Annotated in this window: 14 protein-coding genes and 1 pseudogene; 7 read left to right on the top strand and 8 right to left on the bottom strand. The window is 68.5% G+C overall.

The features are described 5' to 3' along the window. Positions 1–98: 98 nt before the first annotated feature. Positions 99–725, bottom strand: coding sequence for a TetR/AcrR family transcriptional regulator (locus GAS53_RS48525; protein ID WP_151484186.1), 627 nt, complete (start codon positions 723–725; stop codon positions 99–101). Positions 726–1,000: 275 nt separating this feature from the next. Here GAS53_RS48525 and GAS53_RS48520 point away from each other — a divergent pair, with 275 nt between their 5' ends. From GAS53_RS48520 to GAS53_RS48500, 4 genes are all read left to right on the top strand, one after another. Next, positions 1,001–1,978 carry a tetratricopeptide repeat protein gene (locus GAS53_RS48520; RefSeq protein ID WP_151484185.1) on the top strand — a complete coding sequence of 326 codons (978 nt, stop codon included), beginning with the start codon at positions 1,001–1,003 and terminating at the stop codon, positions 1,976–1,978. A 619-nt stretch (positions 1,979–2,597) separates the two neighbouring features. Continuing rightward, complete coding sequence (locus GAS53_RS48510) at positions 2,598–3,233, top strand: DUF6230 family protein (RefSeq protein WP_151484184.1); 636 nt, start codon at positions 2,598–2,600, stop codon at positions 3,231–3,233. Between the two features lie 105 nt (positions 3,234–3,338). Next, complete coding sequence (locus tag GAS53_RS48505; protein WP_151484183.1) at positions 3,339–3,893, top strand: DUF6114 domain-containing protein; 555 nt, start codon at positions 3,339–3,341, stop codon at positions 3,891–3,893. Then, positions 3,883–5,214, top strand: a complete 1,332-nt coding sequence (locus GAS53_RS48500; RefSeq protein ID WP_151484182.1) for a hypothetical protein — start codon at positions 3,883–3,885, stop codon at positions 5,212–5,214. Before GAS53_RS48505 ends, GAS53_RS48500 begins: the two co-directional genes overlap by 11 nt. A gap of 114 nt (positions 5,215–5,328) precedes the next feature. Here the strand turns inward: GAS53_RS48500 and pyk are convergent, their stop codons facing one another. The 3 genes from pyk to pta all read right to left on the bottom strand — a co-directional run bounded on the left by pyk (position 5,329) and on the right by pta (position 10,260). After that, positions 5,329–6,747, bottom strand: coding sequence for a pyruvate kinase (gene pyk / locus GAS53_RS48495; protein WP_151484181.1), 1,419 nt, complete (start codon positions 6,745–6,747; stop codon positions 5,329–5,331). Positions 6,748–6,880: 133 nt separating this feature from the next. After that, positions 6,881–8,095, bottom strand: coding sequence for an acetate kinase (locus GAS53_RS48490; protein WP_151484180.1), 1,215 nt, complete (start codon positions 8,093–8,095; stop codon positions 6,881–6,883). Then, entirely contained in the window at positions 8,092–10,260 is a 2,169-nt protein-coding gene (gene pta, locus GAS53_RS48485; protein ID WP_151484179.1) for a phosphate acetyltransferase, read from the bottom strand. The genes GAS53_RS48490 and pta overlap by 4 nt, the downstream gene beginning before the upstream one ends. A gap of 278 nt (positions 10,261–10,538) precedes the next feature. Between pta and GAS53_RS48480 the strand changes: the two genes are divergently transcribed. Then, positions 10,539–11,564 (top strand): ATP-dependent 6-phosphofructokinase, encoded by a 1,026-nt coding sequence (locus tag GAS53_RS48480; RefSeq protein WP_151484178.1) that lies wholly within the window; start codon positions 10,539–10,541, stop codon positions 11,562–11,564. 30 nt (positions 11,565–11,594) lie between these two features. On the opposite strand, the gene GAS53_RS48475 is transcribed toward GAS53_RS48480, so the two are convergent. Further along, a complete protein-coding gene (locus GAS53_RS48475) occupies positions 11,595–12,311 on the bottom strand; it encodes a helix-turn-helix domain-containing protein (protein WP_192583622.1) in 717 nt (238 codons plus the stop codon). Between the two features lie 191 nt (positions 12,312–12,502). On the opposite strand from GAS53_RS48475, the gene GAS53_RS48470 reads away from it, so the two are divergent. Together GAS53_RS48470 and GAS53_RS48465 are read left to right on the top strand one after the other, a co-directional pair. Beyond that, positions 12,503–12,937 carry a PPOX class F420-dependent oxidoreductase gene (locus tag GAS53_RS48470; RefSeq protein WP_151484177.1) on the top strand — a complete coding sequence of 145 codons (435 nt, stop codon included), beginning with the start codon at positions 12,503–12,505 and terminating at the stop codon, positions 12,935–12,937. 3 nt (positions 12,938–12,940) lie between these two features. After that, positions 12,941–13,228: pseudogene (locus GAS53_RS48465) on the top strand (LysE family translocator); the annotation flags it as partial. 47 nt (positions 13,229–13,275) lie between these two features. On the opposite strand, the gene GAS53_RS48460 reads toward GAS53_RS48465, so the two are convergent. From GAS53_RS48460 to GAS53_RS48450, 3 genes are all read right to left on the bottom strand, one after another. Next, positions 13,276–14,154 carry a carbohydrate ABC transporter permease gene (locus tag GAS53_RS48460; protein ID WP_151484175.1) on the bottom strand — a complete coding sequence of 293 codons (879 nt, stop codon included), beginning with the start codon at positions 14,152–14,154 and terminating at the stop codon, positions 13,276–13,278. 8 nt (positions 14,155–14,162) lie between these two features. Next, positions 14,163–15,113 carry a carbohydrate ABC transporter permease gene (locus GAS53_RS48455; RefSeq protein ID WP_151484174.1) on the bottom strand — a complete coding sequence of 317 codons (951 nt, stop codon included), beginning with the start codon at positions 15,111–15,113 and terminating at the stop codon, positions 14,163–14,165. A 61-nt stretch (positions 15,114–15,174) separates the two neighbouring features. Beyond that, entirely contained in the window at positions 15,175–16,548 is a 1,374-nt protein-coding gene (locus tag GAS53_RS48450; RefSeq protein ID WP_192583623.1) for an extracellular solute-binding protein, read from the bottom strand. Between the last annotated feature and the right edge of the window lie 328 nt (positions 16,549–16,876).

The raw sequence follows: 16,876 nt of genomic DNA, 5'->3' as shown, positions 1-16,876 counted from the left end.
CTGCCCCCGAACCCCCGCTCCTCAAACGCCGGAGGGGCTGATTTTCAGCGGAGCCCCCAGGGATGGGACGGGTAGGGGCCGCGGGGGCGAAAAACGCCTCAGGCCTGGTTCGCCGCTCCCGCCAAGCCCAGTAGCAGCACCTGGGTGAACGCGTGGGCCCAGGTCAGGTCCACCGGTTCCGCGCTGACCAGAGTTCGATGGACCACCGCTCCGGCCACCACGTCGAAGATCAGATCCGCCGTGCGAGCGGCGGACTCCGGGTTCTCTTCCGGAGGGAGCTCGCCGCGGGCCTGGGCGCGGACCCGGCCCTCCAGGACGAGCCGCTTCTGGCGGTCGACGATGGAGGCCCGGATACGCTCGCGCAGCGCGTCGTCGCGGGTCGATTCCGCCAGGACCGCCATCAGACCGCTCTTCGCCTCGGGACGGGCCAGAATCGCCGCGAACTGGAGCACCACGCCCTCGATGTCCGCGGCCAGACTGCCCCGGTCGGGGAGCTCCAACTCGTCGAAGAGCGCCGCGACCGCGTCGACGACGAGTTCGTTCTTGCCCGCCCAGCGGCGGTACAAAGTCGTTTTGGCTACACCCGCGCGGGTCGCCACGTCCCCCAGCGTCAGCTTGGACCAGCCCAGTTCGACGAGAGCCGCCCGCGTCGCCGCCAGGATCGCGGCGTCCGCGGCGGCGCTGCGCGGACGCCCCGTACGCGGGGCGGAGTGGCGACTCTGCATGTCAGTGACCATATCCGGCCGTTCTGTGTCCGGCCGTTCTGTGAGGTGGTGAGGGAGATCACCGGGGGACGGCTCCCGCGGACACCCGGAGACAGTTACGCTACGACTCGTAGCGAAAGGTCGATGCGAGAGCTCGATGCGAGAGCTCGCAGCGGAGTTCGTACGTGAGCGACAACCACGCGGGCGTCAGGTGGGGACCCGGCGCCAGGAACACGTACCGACCCGGCTTTCACGGCGCTTTTCACACGGACGCGCGGAGGGGGGAGGATAGACGCATGCAGCCACGGAACATGTCCATGAGCGGAGTCGTCGACCTCGCCGCGGTGAAGGCGGCCCAGGAGGCCAAGGCGAAGGCGGAGCAGGCGCGCGCCGAAGCGGCGCGACAGGGCGGCGGAGGGGCCGTCTCCGCCACCAGTCTCGTCATCGACGTCGATGAGGCGGGTTTTGAGCGTGACGTCCTGCAGCGCTCCACCGAGGTGCCGGTCGTCATCGACTTCTGGGCCGAGTGGTGCGAGCCGTGCAAGCAGCTCAGCCCGCTCTTGGAGCGCCTCGCCACCGAGTACAACGGCCGGTTCGTCCTCGCCAAGATCGACGTCGACGCGAATCAGATGCTGATGCAGCAGTTCGGGATCCAGGGGATCCCGGCGGTCTTCGCCGTCGTCGCCGGCCAGGCCCTGCCCCTCTTCCAGGGCGCCGCCCCTGAGGCGCAGATCCGCGGGACCCTGGATCAGCTCGTACAGGTCGCCGAGGAGCGCTTCGGGCTCACAGGCCTGACGGTGGACTCGAACGCCGAGCCGGGCGCGCAGCCCGCGGAGGAGCCCGAAGTCCCGGCCGGTCCCTACGACGCGCTGCTCGAGGCCGCCGTACAGGCCCTGGACGCGGGCGACCTGGGCGGCGCGGTGCAGGCGTACAAGAACGTGCTGAGTGACGACCCGGGCAACACGGAGGCCAAACTGGGCCTCGCCCAGGCCGAGTTGCTCCAGCGGGTGCAGGGCGCCGATCCGCAGCAGGTGCGCAAGGATGCCGCCGACAGGCTCGGTGACGTACAGGCGCAGATCGCGGCGGCCGACCTGGATCTGGTGGGCGGTCACGTCGAGGACGCCTTCGGGCGGCTTGTCGACACCGTGGCGCGTACAGCGGGTGACGACCGGGACGCGGCGCGCGTACGACTGCTCGAGCTCTTCGAGGTGGTCGGCGCCGACGATCCGCGTGTGACGGCCGCGCGGCGGGCACTGGCCCGGGCGCTGTTCTGACCAGTCGCTAAACGCCGGGGCCCGTGGTGCCGGAGTGAAAGATTTGCCGACAGAGCGACACTGCGGCCGCGCTTTACCAAATCTTGGTAAACGCGGCCGCTGTTACTGGGAGTAAGTCAGGGGCGGTGATCTGTCGGATTCCGTCCAATGTTCGATCACTTTGTCACCACCCTTGACACCACCCTCAGTTGTCGGTCGATACCGACGGGTCGTTGTTCGGTTATCCGGCCGTTACTAGCCAGTAACGAACCCCCTTGTGCGGGCGGCGAGAATGCACCACGATCGGCGACGCTCGGTCCATTCCCCTTGCCCGACAACCAATCGGGTCAGCGGGTTTCGTTGGGTCCCCACCGAGTAGGGACGGCGGCAGTGGCGCCGGCCCTTGGGCAGGGGGGTCTCCGCCAACGGCGGAGCCTGTCCGGCAGGTTGTGCGTGAAGTGTTCAGGCGCGACCAGTGGTTGTCGCTCGGGGGTGATCGCCGGTGATTCGGGTGCGTTCCGCGCCTCCGGGTTCGGGCGCTCTCCTTCCCGAGGACGTAGCACTTCTCCCATCCCTGCCCGGCTGAGCCGCCATCTGGGGGCAGCCAGGGCCGGAGATGTACGTCCGAGAAGGAGGAAATATGGAGTCCCAGGTGCGTGGCGGGACCAGATGGAAGCGGTTCGCGGTTGTCATGGTGCCCAGCGTGGCCGCGACCGCCGCGATAGGTGTCGCCCTGGCTCAGGGTGCTCTCGCCGCGTCGTTCAGCGTGTCGGGCCAGTCGTTCAAGGTGACGGCGGACCGGCTCGATGGTGTTGGCTTCTCGCAGTACGGAGCTATCGACCAGGGCTACACGCTCAAGGGTGAGAAGACGGCGCACCCGGTCGCGGTCTCGGCGTTCAAGAGCGCCAAGATCACCAACATGTGCCAGTCCGTGGTCACCCCGGACATCCCGTTGATCGGTTCCGTCAGCCTGAACCTGAAGGCGGGCGGCGGCGGCACGCCGGTAGAGGCCGAGAACCTCTACATCGACGTCGAGGACCTCCAGGCCAACGCGACCTTCCGCAACATCGACATCGGTGTTGCCGCCGGAGACGCCACCAAGGGTCCCGGGATGAAGGGCGGCAAGGAGCAGGCGAACCCGTACGGCTTCGCCCAGCAGGCCGACTCGGCCACGCTCACCGACGTGAAGCAGACGGCGTGGGCGACCACCGCCGGCACCTTCAAGCTCAGTGGCCTGAAGATGTCGCTGTCCAAGGGTGTCAAGGAGTGCTACTAGCACTCCCCGGGCGGGTGAGGGAGCCTGCGCTGCCTCGCCCGCCCGTCCCTTCTCGTATTACGTGAACCACTCTCACAGCAACGCCGTTCCAGGGAGCTGTTTTCCATGAGCGCCGAGACTCCTGCCGAGACTCCCGCCGCGCGCGGTCAATTCACCTACTGGCGGCTGCGGTTCCGTGCCTGGCGGGGTGGTCGGCCGTTCTGGGCCGGCCTGTTCATCCTGCTCGGCGGATTCCCGATCGCGTACTTCCCGTACGCGAACCTCCAGATCGGGCATCTCACGCTGGCCATGGCGACGACCGCGGGTGCCGGATCGCTCATCATCGGCGTACTCCTGGGCGTTCTCGGAATCAGCCTCTGGTACCAGAAGCACGTCCGGGTGTTCGCCGGTGTGGCGGCGATTCTGCTGGCGCTGGTGTCCATCCCGGTGTCGAACCTCGGAGGCTTCCTCATCGGCTTCCTGCTGGCCCTGGTGGGCGGCGGGATGGCCGTGGCCTGGGTGCCGGGCGACGAGCCCGCCGCGAGCCCGGCCGAGACGGACCGTACGGACAAGGCAGACGCCCCTCCGGAGGCCGCTCTGGCCAACGGTGCGAGCGAGCCGAACGATCTGTCAGGAACGAGCCCGACCAACGGGGCGAACGGGAGGCACAGTGCCGGCTGACGAGGTCCACTACGCGGGCTCCGCGGGCGAGTCCCGCGCGAGAACCGGGCCGCGGCACGCAGCCCCCAAGAAGCCGTTGTTCACCAGGCTGCACGTGCCCGCGGGCAAGGCGATAGCCATCGCTTCGATGCCGACCGCGATCCTCATGGGCATGGGCTTCACGCCGACGCTCGCCCGCGCCGACGACAAGCCGTCGGCGAAGAACCTGACGATCGACGAGTACAAGGACTGTGTCGACGCGCTGGAGGAGGAGACCGAGGAGAGCAAGGACGCGTCGGCCACGCCGTCGCCCTCCGCCTCGACGAGCGCCCCCGCCGACGACAAGGAGGAGCAGGGCTCCTCGGGCGAGGACGCTTCGGGCAACGGCTCGTCGGACAACGGCTCTTCGTCGGATTCAGGTTCCGACGACAAGCCCGAACCGACGCCGTCCCCCTCGGAGTCGAAGGCGCCCGCCGAAGAACCGGAACCGGAACCGACACCGACGCCGACCCCCTCGGAATCCGAGTCGAAGAACCCGCTCGACCCGCTGGGCATCGGCGAGGCGATCGAGGACATCTTCACGCCCGACGAGAAGGAGACGGCGACCCCCACCCCGACTCCCTCCGCGTCGGCCCCGGCGGCCGAGGAGCCCGCCGAAAAGCCTGCGGACAAGGCCGAGAACCCCGTCGAGGACACGGCCGACAAGGCCGAAGAGACGGTCAAGGACGTGACCGACGCGGCCTCCGGTGCGGCCGAGGACACCGCGGAGAAGGCGGAGGAGGCAGCTGGCGAGGCAGCCGACGAGGCCACCGCGTCCCCGTCGCCCAGCCCGTCCGCGAGCTCCACCACGGACCCGGAGAACTGCCCGGCCGCCACGGACGACGAGGGCGGTGTCGAGCAGGGCATCCCGGCCCTGCCCAACGACCCCTGGCAGCTGGAGGCCAGCTCGCTGCTGCTCAAGGGCGCCGACTACCAGGGCGTCGTCAAGGTGAAGACCGCCGACGGCACGGTCAAGGAGGTCCTGAAGTACGTGATCTCCGACGGCACCGACATCGGTGATCTGCACCAGATCGTCGACGACAAGGACGCCAACACGAGGTACCACGTGCAGGCGGCCAAGGGCTCGACGTCCACCATCCGTGACGGCAAGACGGTCATGTACACGGAGAGCATCTCCGGCAACCTGCTCGGTCTGATCCCGGTCACGTTCGACCCGAAGCACCCGCCGCCGCTGAACATCCCGCTGATCTACTTCACCAACGTGAAGGTCGTGCAGGCCGCCCAGTTCGGCGGGACGCTGACCGTTCCCGGGATGCACCAGTTCAACACGCCGCTCGGATAGTCCCTCCGGACCGGTTCGGGAGCCGCACAAACGCCTGAGGGCGCCCCCTGCGCGGCAGGGGGCGCCCTCAGCGCCGTACAGAAGGCGGATCAACCGCCCGCGCCCGGAGGCGGATCAGCCGCCCAGGTGGTGCACCCGGACCATGTTGGTGGTGCCGGGGACGCCGGGGGGCGAACCGGCGGTCATCACGACGATGTCGCCCTCGCTGAAGCGGTTGAGCTTGCGCAGTTCGTTGTCGACCAGCTCGACCATCTCGTCCGTGCTGTGCACGAACGGCACGACGTGCGACTCCACGCCCCAGCTCAGCGCCAGCTGGTTGCGGGTGCCCTCGTCCGTGGTGAACGCCTGGATCGGCTGCGAGGCGCGGTAGCGGGACAGCCGGCGGGCGGTGTCACCGGACTTGGTGAAGGCCACCAGGCCCTTGCCGCCCAGGAAGTCCGCGATCTCGCACGCGGCACGGGCCACCGAACCACCCTGTGTACGCGGCTTCTTGCCCGGCACGAGCGGCTGCAGGCCCTTGGAGAGCAGCTCCTCCTCGGCCGCCACGACGATCTTCGACATCGTCTTCACGGTCTCGATCGGGTACGCGCCCACGCTCGACTCGGCCGACAGCATGACCGCGTCCGCGCCGTCCAGGATCGCGTTGGCCACGTCGGACGCCTCGGCGCGCGTGGGGCGGGAGTTGGTGATCATCGACTCCATCATCTGGGTCGCGACGATCACCGGCTTGGCGTTGCGCCGGCAGAGCTCCACGAGGCGCTTCTGCACCATCGGGACCTTCTCGAGGGGGTACTCGACGGCGAGGTCGCCGCGGGCCACCATCACACCGTCGAAGGCCGCGATGACCGCTTCCATGTTCTCGACCGCCTGCGGCTTCTCCACCTTGGCGATGACGGGGACCCGGCGGCCCTCCTCGTCCATGATCTTGTGGACGTCGTTCACGTCGTGGGCGTCGCGCACGAAGGAGAGCGCGACCAGGTCGCAGCCCATCTTCAGGGCGAAGCGCAGGTCCTCGATGTCCTTCTCGGACAGCGCGGGCACGTTCACGGCCGCGCCGGGCAGGTTGATGCCCTTGTGGTCCGAGATGACACCGCCCTCGATGACGATCGTCTTGACCCGGTGGCCCTCGACCTCGACGACCCGCAGCTCGACGTTGCCGTCGTTGATCAGGATCTGGTCGCCGTGCGAGACGTCCCCCGGCAGGCCCTTGTAGGTCGTGCCGCAGATCGACTTGTCGCCCGGGACGTCCTCGGTCGTGATGGTGAACTCGTCACCGCGCTCCAGCTCCACGGGACCCTCGGCGAAGGTCTCGAGGCGGATCTTCGGCCCCTGGAGGTCGGCGAGCACGCCGATGGCGCGGCCCGTCTCCTGGGCGGCGGCCCGGACACGGTCGTACCGGCCCTGGTGCTCGGCGTGCGTGCCATGGCTGAAGTTGAATCGGGCCACGTTCATACCGGCCTCGATCAGCGACACGAGCATCTCGTGGGAGTCGACGGCGGGACCCAGCGTGCAGACGATTTTGGAACGGCGCATGGGGGCGATCCTATCGGTTTGTTTCGCTACGGAATATTCCGTCTGGTGGAAGATACAAATGGGCGGGTACGCGCTCAGGCGTGGGCCTGGCCGGCTCCTCGGTGCTCTGTCCCGGCGGCTCCTCGGCGACTCCTCAGGCGTTCCCGTTGCCCACGAGTGCGTAGGTCTGGTTGGCGATCTCCAGTTCCTCGTCGGTCGGTACGACGGCCACCGCGACCCGCGCGCCCTCGGGCGAGATCAGGCGCGGCTCGCCGGACCGTACGGCGTTCAGGTCGCCGTCGACCGCGAGGCCCAGCGCCTCCAGGCCCGCGACCGCGGCCTCGCGCACGGGGGCGGCGTTCTCCCCGACCCCCGCGGTGAAGGCGATCGCGTCGACCCGGCCGAGCACCGCGTAGTACGCGCCGATGTACTTCTTCAGTCGGTGTATGTAGATGTCGAAGGCGAGCTGAGCCTGTTCGTCGCCGTCCTCGACGCGGCGGCGGATCTCCCGCATGTCGTTGTCGCCGCACAGGCCGATCAGGCCGCTCTTCTTGTTGAGCAAAGTGTCGATCTCGTCCGTGGACATCCCGCCAACACGCATCAAATGGAAGATGACCGCGGGATCCATGTCACCGGACCGCGTACCCATCACGAGCCCCTCCAAGGGCGTCAGCCCCATGGAGGTGTCCACGCACCGGCCGCCCTGTACGGCAGAGGCCGACGCGCCGTTGCCGAGGTGCAGCACGATGACGTTCACGTCCTCCGGGGCCCTGCCGAGGAGCCTTGCGGTCTCGCGGGACACGTACGCGTGCGAGGTGCCGTGGAAGCCGTACCGGCGGATGCGGTGCTCGTCGGCGGTCTTCACGTCGATCGCGTAGCGCGCCGCCGACTCCGGCATCGTCGTGTGGAACGCGGTGTCGAAGACGGCGACCTGCGGGAGGTCCGGGCGCAGGGCCCGGGCGGTGCGAATGCCGGTGAGGTTGGCCGGGTTGTGCAGGGGCGCCACCGGGATGAGGCGCTCGATCTCGGCGAGGACCGTGTCGTCGATGACGGTCGGCTCCGTGAAGGACTTGCCGCCGTGCACGACCCGGTGGCCGATCGCGGCCAACTCCGGGGAGTCCAGGCCGAGTCCGTCCTTGGTGAGCTCCTCGGCGACGGCCTTCAGCGCGGCCTCGTGGTCGGCGATCGGGCCGGTCGTCTCGCGGGGCCCGCCGCCCGTCGCCAGCGGGGTGTGCTTCAGACGGGAGGTCTCCTCGCCGATGCGCTCGACGAGGCCCACGGCCAGCCGGCTGCTGTCGCGCATGTCGAGCAGCTGGTACTTCACCGACGAGGAGCCGGAGTTGAGGACGAGGACGCGGGTAGCGGTCACAGGTCGGACACCTTTTGGGTCGCGGACGGGGACGGGTTCGGGTCCTGGGCCGAGGATCCGCCCTTGCCTTCGGGCGTGGTTGGAACGGGGGTCGACGGCCGAGCCTGGGCCTGGATCGCCGTGATGGCGACGGTGTTCACGATGTCTCCGACCAGGGCGCCGCGGGACAGGTCGTTGACCGGCTTGCGCAGGCCCTGCAGGACCGGTCCGACGGCGATCGCGCCGGCCGAACGCTGCACGGCCTTGTACGTGTTGTTGCCGGTGTTGAGGTCCGGGAAGATCAGCACGGACGCCTGCCCGGCGACCTCGGACTCCGGCAGCTTGGTGGCGGCGACGGACGGCTCGACGGCGGCGTCGTACTGGATCGGGCCCTCGATCTTCAGGTCGTCGCGCCGCGAGCGGACCAGCTCGGTGGCGGCGCGCACCTTGTCGACGTCCGCGCCCGTGCCGGAGGTGCCGGTCGAGTACGAGAGCATCGCGATCCGCGGCTCGACCCCGAACTGCTCGGCGGTGGCGGCCGACTGGATGGCGATGTCGGCCAACTGCTCGGCGTTCGGGTCGGGGTTGACCGCGCAGTCGCCGTACACGAGGACCTTGTCGGCCAGGCACATGAAGAAGACCGAGGAGACGATGGACGCGTCCGGTTTTGTCTTGATGATCTCGAAGGCCGGGCGGATGGTGGCCGCCGTGGAGTGCACGGACCCCGAGACCATGCCGTCGGCGAGACCCTCCTGGACCATCAGGGTGCCGAAGTAGTTCACGTCCGAGACGACGTCGTAGGCGAGCTCCACGGATACGCCCTTGTGGGCCCGGAGCTCGGCGTACTTCTCGGCGAAGCGGTCGCGCAGTTCGGAGGTCTGCGGGTCGATCAGCTGGATGGCGCCGAGGTCGATGCCGAGGTCGGCGGCCTTCTTGCGGATCTGGTCGACCGGGCCGAGCAGCGTGAGCTCGCAGACACGGCGGCGCATCAGCACCTCGGCGGCGTGCAGGACGCGCGCCTCGGTGCCTTCGGGCAGCACGACGCGACGCTTGTCGGAGCGGGCCTGCTCCAGGAGCTTGTGCTCGAACATCATCGGTGTGACGCGGCCGCTGCTGGGCGCCGAGACGCGCGTCAGCAGCCCGCCGGTGTCGATGTACCGCTCGAAGAGACCGAGGGCCGTCTCCGCCTTCCGGGGCGTCGCGGCGTTCAACTTGCCTTCCATGCCGAAGAGTTCGGACGCCGTGAGGAAGGAGCCGGTCTCGACCGCCACGACCGGCGTGCCGGGGGCGAGGCGGGCGGCGAGCGTGAGGACCTCGTCGCTGGGGCGCTCGTTCAGGGTGAGCAGCACGCCCGCGATGGGCGGCGTACCGGCACTGTGCGCGGCGAGGGCGCCCACCACGAGGTCGGCACGGTCGCCCGGCGTGACGACCAGGCAGCCCGGGGTCAGCGCGCCCAGGAAGTTCGGCAGCATGGCACCGCCGAAGACGAAGTTCAGCGCGTCACGGGCGAGCCCCGAGTCGTCGCCGAGGAGCACCTTGCCGCCGAGGGTGTGGGTGATCTGGGCGACGGTCGGCGCGGAGAGCGCGGGCTCGTCGGGGAGGACGTAACAGGGCACGGGCAGGCGGTTGTCGAGCCGCTCGTGGATCTCCGCGCGGTCGATCGGGGCGACCCGGTTCACCACCATGGCCAGCACGTCGCAGCCGAGCCCGTCGTACGCGCGGAACGCGTTGCGGGTCTCCGCGAGCACCGACTCCGAGGTCTGCTTGCGGCCGCCCACGACCGGGATCACGGACGCGCCGAACTCGTTCGCCAGGCGGGCGTTGAGCGCGAGCTCGTCGGGGAACTGCGTGTCGGCGTAGTCCGTACCGAGGACAAGGACGACGTCGTAGTCGCGGGCGACCTGGTGGAATCGGTCGACGAGCTGCGAGACCAGCTCGTCGGCGCCCTGCTCGGCCTGGAGCGCGGACGCCTCGTGGTAGTCCATGCCGTAGACCGTCGCCGGGTCCTGCGCCAGCCGGTAGCGGGCCCGCAGCAGCTCGAAGAGACGGTCGGGCCCGTCGTGGACGAGCGGGCGGAACACCCCCACCCGGTCGACCTGGCGGGTCAGGAGCTCCATGACTCCCAGCTCGATGACCTGGCGGCCGTCACCTCGGTCGATCCCGGTCACGTACACGCTGCGCGTCACGTGTGCTCTCCGTTTCCTCCGATATCGGTAAAAGGGCAGCCGTTATCGTCGGCAGTGCCCTCTTGACAATACCTCCGGGCATGGTTAAGGCGCCCGTCAGGTCGGGGGCGAGTGGGGGCTCGGTGAAGGGCGGCTGAGGGCTCCGGGGCGCGGTGACCGGCGGCTCCGGGGGGCGGGGTGGGCGGGGACAGCGGGTCCCTGCAGCCCGTGAAACAATCGGACTGGCTCTCAGGTACCACAGGAGACACAGCCCAATAGCGAGCAGGAGACACAGCACGATGCGTATCGGAGTTCTCACCGCAGGCGGCGACTGCCCGGGGCTGAACGCAGTGATCCGGTCGGTCGTGCACCGCGCCGTCACGAACTACGGCGACGAGGTGATCGGCTTCGAGGACGGTTTCGCGGGACTGCTGGAAGGCCGCTACCGTCCCCTCGACCTGGACGCGGTCAGTGGCATCCTCGCCCGCGGCGGCACCATCCTCGGCTCCTCCCGCCTCCAGCGCGACAGGCTCCGCGAGGCCTGCGAGAACGCGCAGGACATGGCCCGTGAGTTCGGCATCGACGCGCTGATCCCGATCGGCGGCGAGGGCACGCTGACGGCGGCGCGGATGCTCTCGGACGCCGGCCTGCCGGTCGTCGGCGTCCCGAAGACGATCGACAACGACATCTCGTCGACGGACCGTACGTTCGGCTTCGACACGGCGGTGGGCGTCGCCACGGAGGCGATGGACCGCCTCAAGACCACGGCCGAGTCCCACCAGCGCGTGATGGTCGTCGAGGTCATGGGCCGGCACGCCGGCTGGATCGCCCTGGAGTCCGGCATGGCGGCCGGCGCCCACGGCATCTGCCTGCCCGAGCGGGCCTTCGACCCGGCAGACCTGGTCGCGATGGTCGAGGAACGCTTCGCACGCGGGAAGAAGTTCGCGGTCGTGTGCGTGGCCGAGGGCGCGCACCCCGCCGAGGGCTCCATGGACTACGGCCACGGCGAGATCGACCAGTTCGGCCACGAGCGCTTCCAGGGCATCGGCACGGCGCTCGCCCACGAGCTGGAGCGCCGCCTCGGCAAGGAGGCCAAGCCGGTCATTCTCGGCCACATCCAGCGCGGCGGCACACCGACCGCGTACGACCGGGTGCTGGCGACGCGCTTCGGATGGCACGCCGTGGAGGGGGCGCACCGGGGCGACTTCGGCCGGATGACGGCGCTGCGCGGCACGGACGTACAGATGGTGCCGCTGGCGGAGGCGGTCACCGAGCTGAAGACGGTGCCGAAGGATCGGATGGACGAGGCGGAGTCGGTCTTCTAGAGGTTCTGCGGCCCTTGCGGCAGTGGCTTCTCAGCCGCCGCTGTTGCGCTGCACCACCGACCAGAAGCGGTCGACGATCCGGTCCAGGAAGTCCCGGCCCGCGTCGTCGGCCTCGCCGGCGGCCGCACCGCCGCTCCAGCTCAGCGTGGCCACCATCTGTCCCTGGTACTCGGTGTGCAGCGACCGCAGCACGTCCCCCACGAGCCGCCGGTCCAGCGGCAGCAGCTTGCCCACCGGGCGTACGTACGCCTGCCAGCGCGTCGTCACCGCGTCCCGAAGCATCTCCGCCAGCTTCGTCTCGAGGCCGGTGACCGTGACGAGGTCCGCCATGGAGAGGTCGAGCACCTCGGCGAGCGCCGCCGACTGACGCTCGTTGCCGCGCCACTCGTCGGCCTCCTCCATCCGTACGTACGCGAGGAGTTCGAGCCCCACGGCACGCGCGACGTCCTCGGCGGCGAGACCGCGCGCGATGCGGTGCTCGCGCAACGTCCTTGGCGCGCCGATGAGTTCACCCGGCGAGCACCACAACACGCCCGCGAGCGCGATGAGTTCGGAATTGCTCGGCGCGGCTATGCCTCGCTCCCAGGCGACGATCAGGTCGGGGGTCACATAGGGCAGTCCGTACGAGGTGTTCATCCCGTACGCGACATGCTCGGGCCCCATGCCGAGTGCGCCGCGCAGTTTGCGGGCGGCGGGGGCGTTGAAGGGCGGGGTGGGCTGATGGGCCGACGGTTGGTGCACGCGCACAACGTATGGGTGCGGGGCTGCGGTGACTACGGTCTGTTCGGCCAGGATCACGGATTGTGCGAACCTACGGTTTCGGATGTCTGTCCGAGGTGGCTGAAGATCACCTGGTGAGGGGGTGGTGTGGAGATCAGGATGGCGGGCAGGCGGCCCGTGCGGACGGGTCGGAAGGGTGGATCAAGGTGGTAAGCGCCGTGAGCAGGATCGACGGGCATATTCGCGAGCGGCTGCTGGCGCCGAACTTCTGGCACCTCGCGACCGTGGGCGCGGACGGGGCACCGCAGGTTTCGCCCATGTGGGCGGATATCGAAGACGAGTACGTCATGGTCAACACGTCGATCGGTCGCGTGAAGGAGGAGAACCTGCGGCGCAATCCGTACGTTTCCCTTTCTCACCACGACCCCGAGAACCCGTACGACCGGGTGGAGATCCGGGGCCGGGTCGTGCGGTTCGTCGAGGGGGAGGTGGCGGAGCGGGCGATGGACCGGCTGACGAAGAAGTACATCGGCGAGGACCGGTATCCGTGGCTGCTTCCGGGGGAGCGGCGGGTGATGATCCTGATCGAGCCGGTGCGGGTGCGGCATGTGGTGGGGGTGGAGAGGTTTCGGCCGGGGGTACTGCCGGAGTAGTTCCCCAGTGTGCTGTTCGTGATCGGGCGGGCCTTGGCGCAGGGGCGCCGCGCCGCGCTCACCACGGTCGTGGGGAACACACTCGGCGCGTACGTGCTCATCGTGGCCGTGGCCCTGGGGATCGGGTCCGTGGTGGAGCACTCGGTGCTCGTCTTCACGGTGCTGAAACTGACCGGTGCCGCGTATCTGGTGTACCTGGGCGTGAAGGCGTGGCGGCATCGCGGTTCGTTGCACGCCGAGTACGCAGACGGCGGGTCTGGGCAGGGCAGTTTGCGCACCCTCTGGGAGGGCCCGGGACTGACTGGCCCGTGCCGGTTCCGTGGTCCGGAGCTCCTCCCTCACCCCTTGACAGCCCCACCCAAGGCGAACCCCCCACCCAACCGCCGTGCCACCAGCACATACAACAGAATCACCGGCGTCGAGTAAATGATCGAGAACGCGGCCAACTGCCCATAAACCACCGTCCCCCGATTTCCGAAGAAGTCATTGATGCTCACCGAAGCCGGCATCTGATCCGGGCTCAGCAGCAGCATGAACGGGACGAAGAAGTTCCCCCACATCATCACGAACGAGAAGACGGTCACGACCGCGACCCCCGGCCCCATCAGCGGCAGCACGATCCGGATCAGCGACTGAAGTGACGACGCGCCGTCCGTCCAGGCCGCCTCCTCCAGTTCCTTCGGTACGCCGTCCATGAAGTTCTTCATCAGCCAGATGGCGAAAGGCAGTTGGGACGCGGCGAAGAAGAAGATCGTGCCCTGCATCGTGTCGATCAGGTCCACCTGAACGAACAGCGCGTACACCGGCACCATGATCGCCGTGATCGGCAGGCTCGTCGCGAAGAGAATCGTCAGGAGGAAGGGCCGGTTCAGGCGGGACCGGAACCGCGACAGCGGATACGCCGCCAGCGCCGCGCACACCACCGTCAGCAACGTCGCGCCGCCGCACAGGATCAGGCTGTTGAGGAGAGGCGTGAACGTGATGTCGGGCTCGAGGACCGCGTCGAAGTTGTCGAACGTGAGGCCGTCGGGGACCTTCACCTTCAGGTCGGCCTCCGGGTCCACCGACGAGAGGAGCACCCAGGCCAGCGGCAGCACGAACGCGGCCGCGGCGAAGAGGAGGCCGGCGTCGGCGGCGTAACGGCGGCTGTTTCGGCGGGACTTGAGGGTCGGGGTCTTCAGGGCGGGGGTCTTCAGGGTGCGAGTGCTGATGGCCATGGTGAGGGTCAGACCTCCGTCCGCAGCAGGCGCATGTACACGACGGAGAAGAGCGAGCCGACCACCAGGAGCAGCAGGGCCACAGCCGTTCCGTAACCGATCATGCTTTTCTGGAAGGCCTGTTCGTACATGAACAGGGGAAGCGTCTGGCTGCGGTTTCCCGGGCCGCCTCTCGTCATGACCCAGATCAGGCCGAAGACCGAGAGAGTCTGGAGGGTGTTGAGCATCAGGTTCGTGCCGATGGAACGGCGGATCATGGGGAGCGTGATGTGCCACATGCGGCGCCAGCCGCCCGCGCCGTCCACCTCCGCCGCCTCCGTGATCTCCTTCGGGATTTCGTTCAGGGCTGCTGAGTAGACCAGCATGGAGAAAGCCGTTCCCCGCCATACGTTCGCGAACGACACCGCCAGGATCGGGAGGGTGAACAGCCAGTTCTGGGACGGCAGATGGAGCCAGTCCAGAATGGCGTTCAAGGTGCCCTCGCGGCGGAAGAAGGCGTAGAGGAGGAAACCGGCTACCACCTCCGGGAGTACCCAGGCCGTGATGACGATTCCGCCGGTGAGCGTACGGACCGGCTTCGATGCGCGCTGCATCAGCACGGCCAGGCTAAGGCCCAGGGTGTTCTGGCCGATGAGGGAACTCAGGATCGTGAAGACGAGGGTGAGCCATACGGCGTTGAGGAACGCCTCGTCCTGAAATGCCGTGCGGAAATTCTCGAAGCCTACGAATGAATCCTCGGCCTGGCCGGTGAGCTGGAGGTCGGTGAAGGCGATGTAGGCGCAGTACGCGATGGGGCCGGCGAGGAAGAGGATCAGGAGGACGAGGGCGGGGGAGACGGGGAGGGCGCGGGAGAGCGTGCGGAGGGCGGAGCGGCCGCGGGGTGCGGGCGGCGGTGGTGGTGCGGTCGGGCCCGGCGCGGTCTTCACCACGCCGGGGCCTGCCGGGGGTGCGGCGGTCATGAGCGGCTGATCATTTCTGGGGCGTACCTCGGTGCTGCCTCGGCCATCTCTCGGTCACCGCTCACTTCTTGATGACTTGGTTGTCCGTGGCCGTCTTCAGCTCCTCGTCATAGCCCTTCGCCGCCTCCTCGACCGAACTGTCGCCCGTCGTCACTCCCTCCATCGCCTCCTGGATGGCCGTCGAGACCCTCGGATACGCGGGGTATGCCGGGCGGTAGTGCGTGCTCGACACCAGATCCGTGAAGAACTTGATACCGGGCTGCGCCTTCACGTACGCCGGGTCCTCGGCCACGTCCGTCCGTACCGCGATGCCGGAGTTGGCGATGTACCACTTCTGGGCGTTCGCCTTCGTCTGCATCGTCTTGATGAAGTCGAAGGCCAGGTCGGGGTTGGCCGCCTTGCTCGGGATCGACCAGGTCCAGCCGCCCGACATGCTCACCTTGCCGGGCGCCTGGCCGTTCTGGGTCGGCATGTAGGCGAGGCCCAGCTTCTCCGACCACTCCGGCCATTCGTGGCCGCTGCCCTCCTGCCAGTCCTGGGGGAGCCAGGAGCCGTCGAGGTTGATACCGAGTTTGCCCTCGGGGAGGAACTCGCCACGGACCCTGGTCATGATGTTGGGGTCGAGGGCGTCCGAGACGTCCGGGCCGAGCTTCTCCTTGAAGACCGTTTCGACGAACTGGAGAGAGTCCCTGAAGGCCTGGCTTCCTGTCACCCACTTCTTGGACGCCGGGTCGTAGAGGGGGTTCTCGTTGCCCCCGGTGGCCGTCCCGTACAGCAGCATCTCGAAGCCCTGCATGGCGGCGGCCTCACCCACGGGCTTGCCCGTGTAGACGTTCAGGGGGATGACGCCGGGGACTTTCTCCTTGATCGTGCGGGCGGCTTCGAGGATCTCGTCCCAGTTCGTCGGCTGCCAGTCGGCGGGCAGGCCGGCCTTCTTGAAGATGCCCTTGTCGAACCAGAGGCCCCGGGTGTCCGTACCGTCCGGTACGCCGTACGTCTTCCCGTCCTGCGCCTTCGCGGCCGACTTCGCCGTGTCGATGAACTGGTCCCAGTCCTCCCACTTGTCGAGGTACGGGTCCAGGGGCTTGAGATATCCGCTCGTGATGTCGGAGTTGATGAGGAACGTGTCCTCGTAGACCAGGTCCGGGGCCGTCTTCGGGGAGCGGAGCATCTGCTGGACCTTCGTGTAGTACTCCGAGTCCGGGGCCTTGATCGGGACCAGCTTGACCTTCTTGCCCGGGTTCGCCTTCTCGAACTGCTTCTTAATGTCGGCCAGGTACGTGTCCATGACACGGATGGAGTTGTCCGTCGACTGTTTGAAGGAGACCTCTAAGGTGTCCGCGTCGCTGCCGGAATCGCTTCCGCAGGCGCTGAGCGCGGAGGCGGTGAGCAGGGACGCGAGGAGAAGTGGGACGGCGGTGGGGCGCACGAGCAGGACCTCCTACTGGCCGACGTCGTTGTGGCCGCGTTCGGCTGCTCCGTGAACGTAAGAGCGGTGGTCTGGTCAGGTCAATGACCTTGCAGGGTGTTGGGCTCAGGACGGCACAGACCGTCATCTCCGCTGGATGCCGGTATGTCCGGCAGGGCGCTCAAGGTACTGCCACGTCGCCTGGCCGGAGCGGGAGTCGGGCGTGCGGGAGGCACGGCGACCGCCGTCGCGAAGGCGTGGCACAACCTCGGGATCACCCTGGAGGGTGAGGGCCGGCCCGCCGAGGCCATCGCGGGCCTGCGGCGAGAGTCCGCGGATCTGCGGTGCCATCGGG

The sequence above is a fragment of the Streptomyces albicerus genome (assembly GCF_008905045.1).
In the GTDB taxonomy this organism is placed as follows: domain Bacteria; phylum Actinomycetota; class Actinomycetes; order Streptomycetales; family Streptomycetaceae; genus Streptomyces; species Streptomyces albicerus.
This window is presented reverse-complemented; position numbering and strand designations above follow the sequence as displayed.

Coding starts and splice junctions, on each gene's coding strand:
- GAS53_RS48525 (WP_151484186.1), bottom strand. CDS start 725: ATGCAGAGTCGCCACTCCGCCCCGCGTACGGGGCGTCCGCGCAGCGCC.
- GAS53_RS48520 (WP_151484185.1), top strand. CDS start 1,001: ATGCAGCCACGGAACATGTCCATGAGCGGAGTCGTCGACCTCGCCGCG.
- GAS53_RS48510 (WP_151484184.1), top strand. CDS start 2,598: ATGGAGTCCCAGGTGCGTGGCGGGACCAGATGGAAGCGGTTCGCGGTT.
- GAS53_RS48505 (WP_151484183.1), top strand. CDS start 3,339: ATGAGCGCCGAGACTCCTGCCGAGACTCCCGCCGCGCGCGGTCAATTC.
- pyk (WP_151484181.1), bottom strand. CDS start 6,747: ATGCGCCGTTCCAAAATCGTCTGCACGCTGGGTCCCGCCGTCGACTCC.
- GAS53_RS48480 (WP_151484178.1), top strand. CDS start 10,539: ATGCGTATCGGAGTTCTCACCGCAGGCGGCGACTGCCCGGGGCTGAAC.
- GAS53_RS48460 (WP_151484175.1), bottom strand. CDS start 14,154: ATGGCCATCAGCACTCGCACCCTGAAGACCCCCGCCCTGAAGACCCCG.
- GAS53_RS48455 (WP_151484174.1), bottom strand. CDS start 15,113: ATGACCGCCGCACCCCCGGCAGGCCCCGGCGTGGTGAAGACCGCGCCG.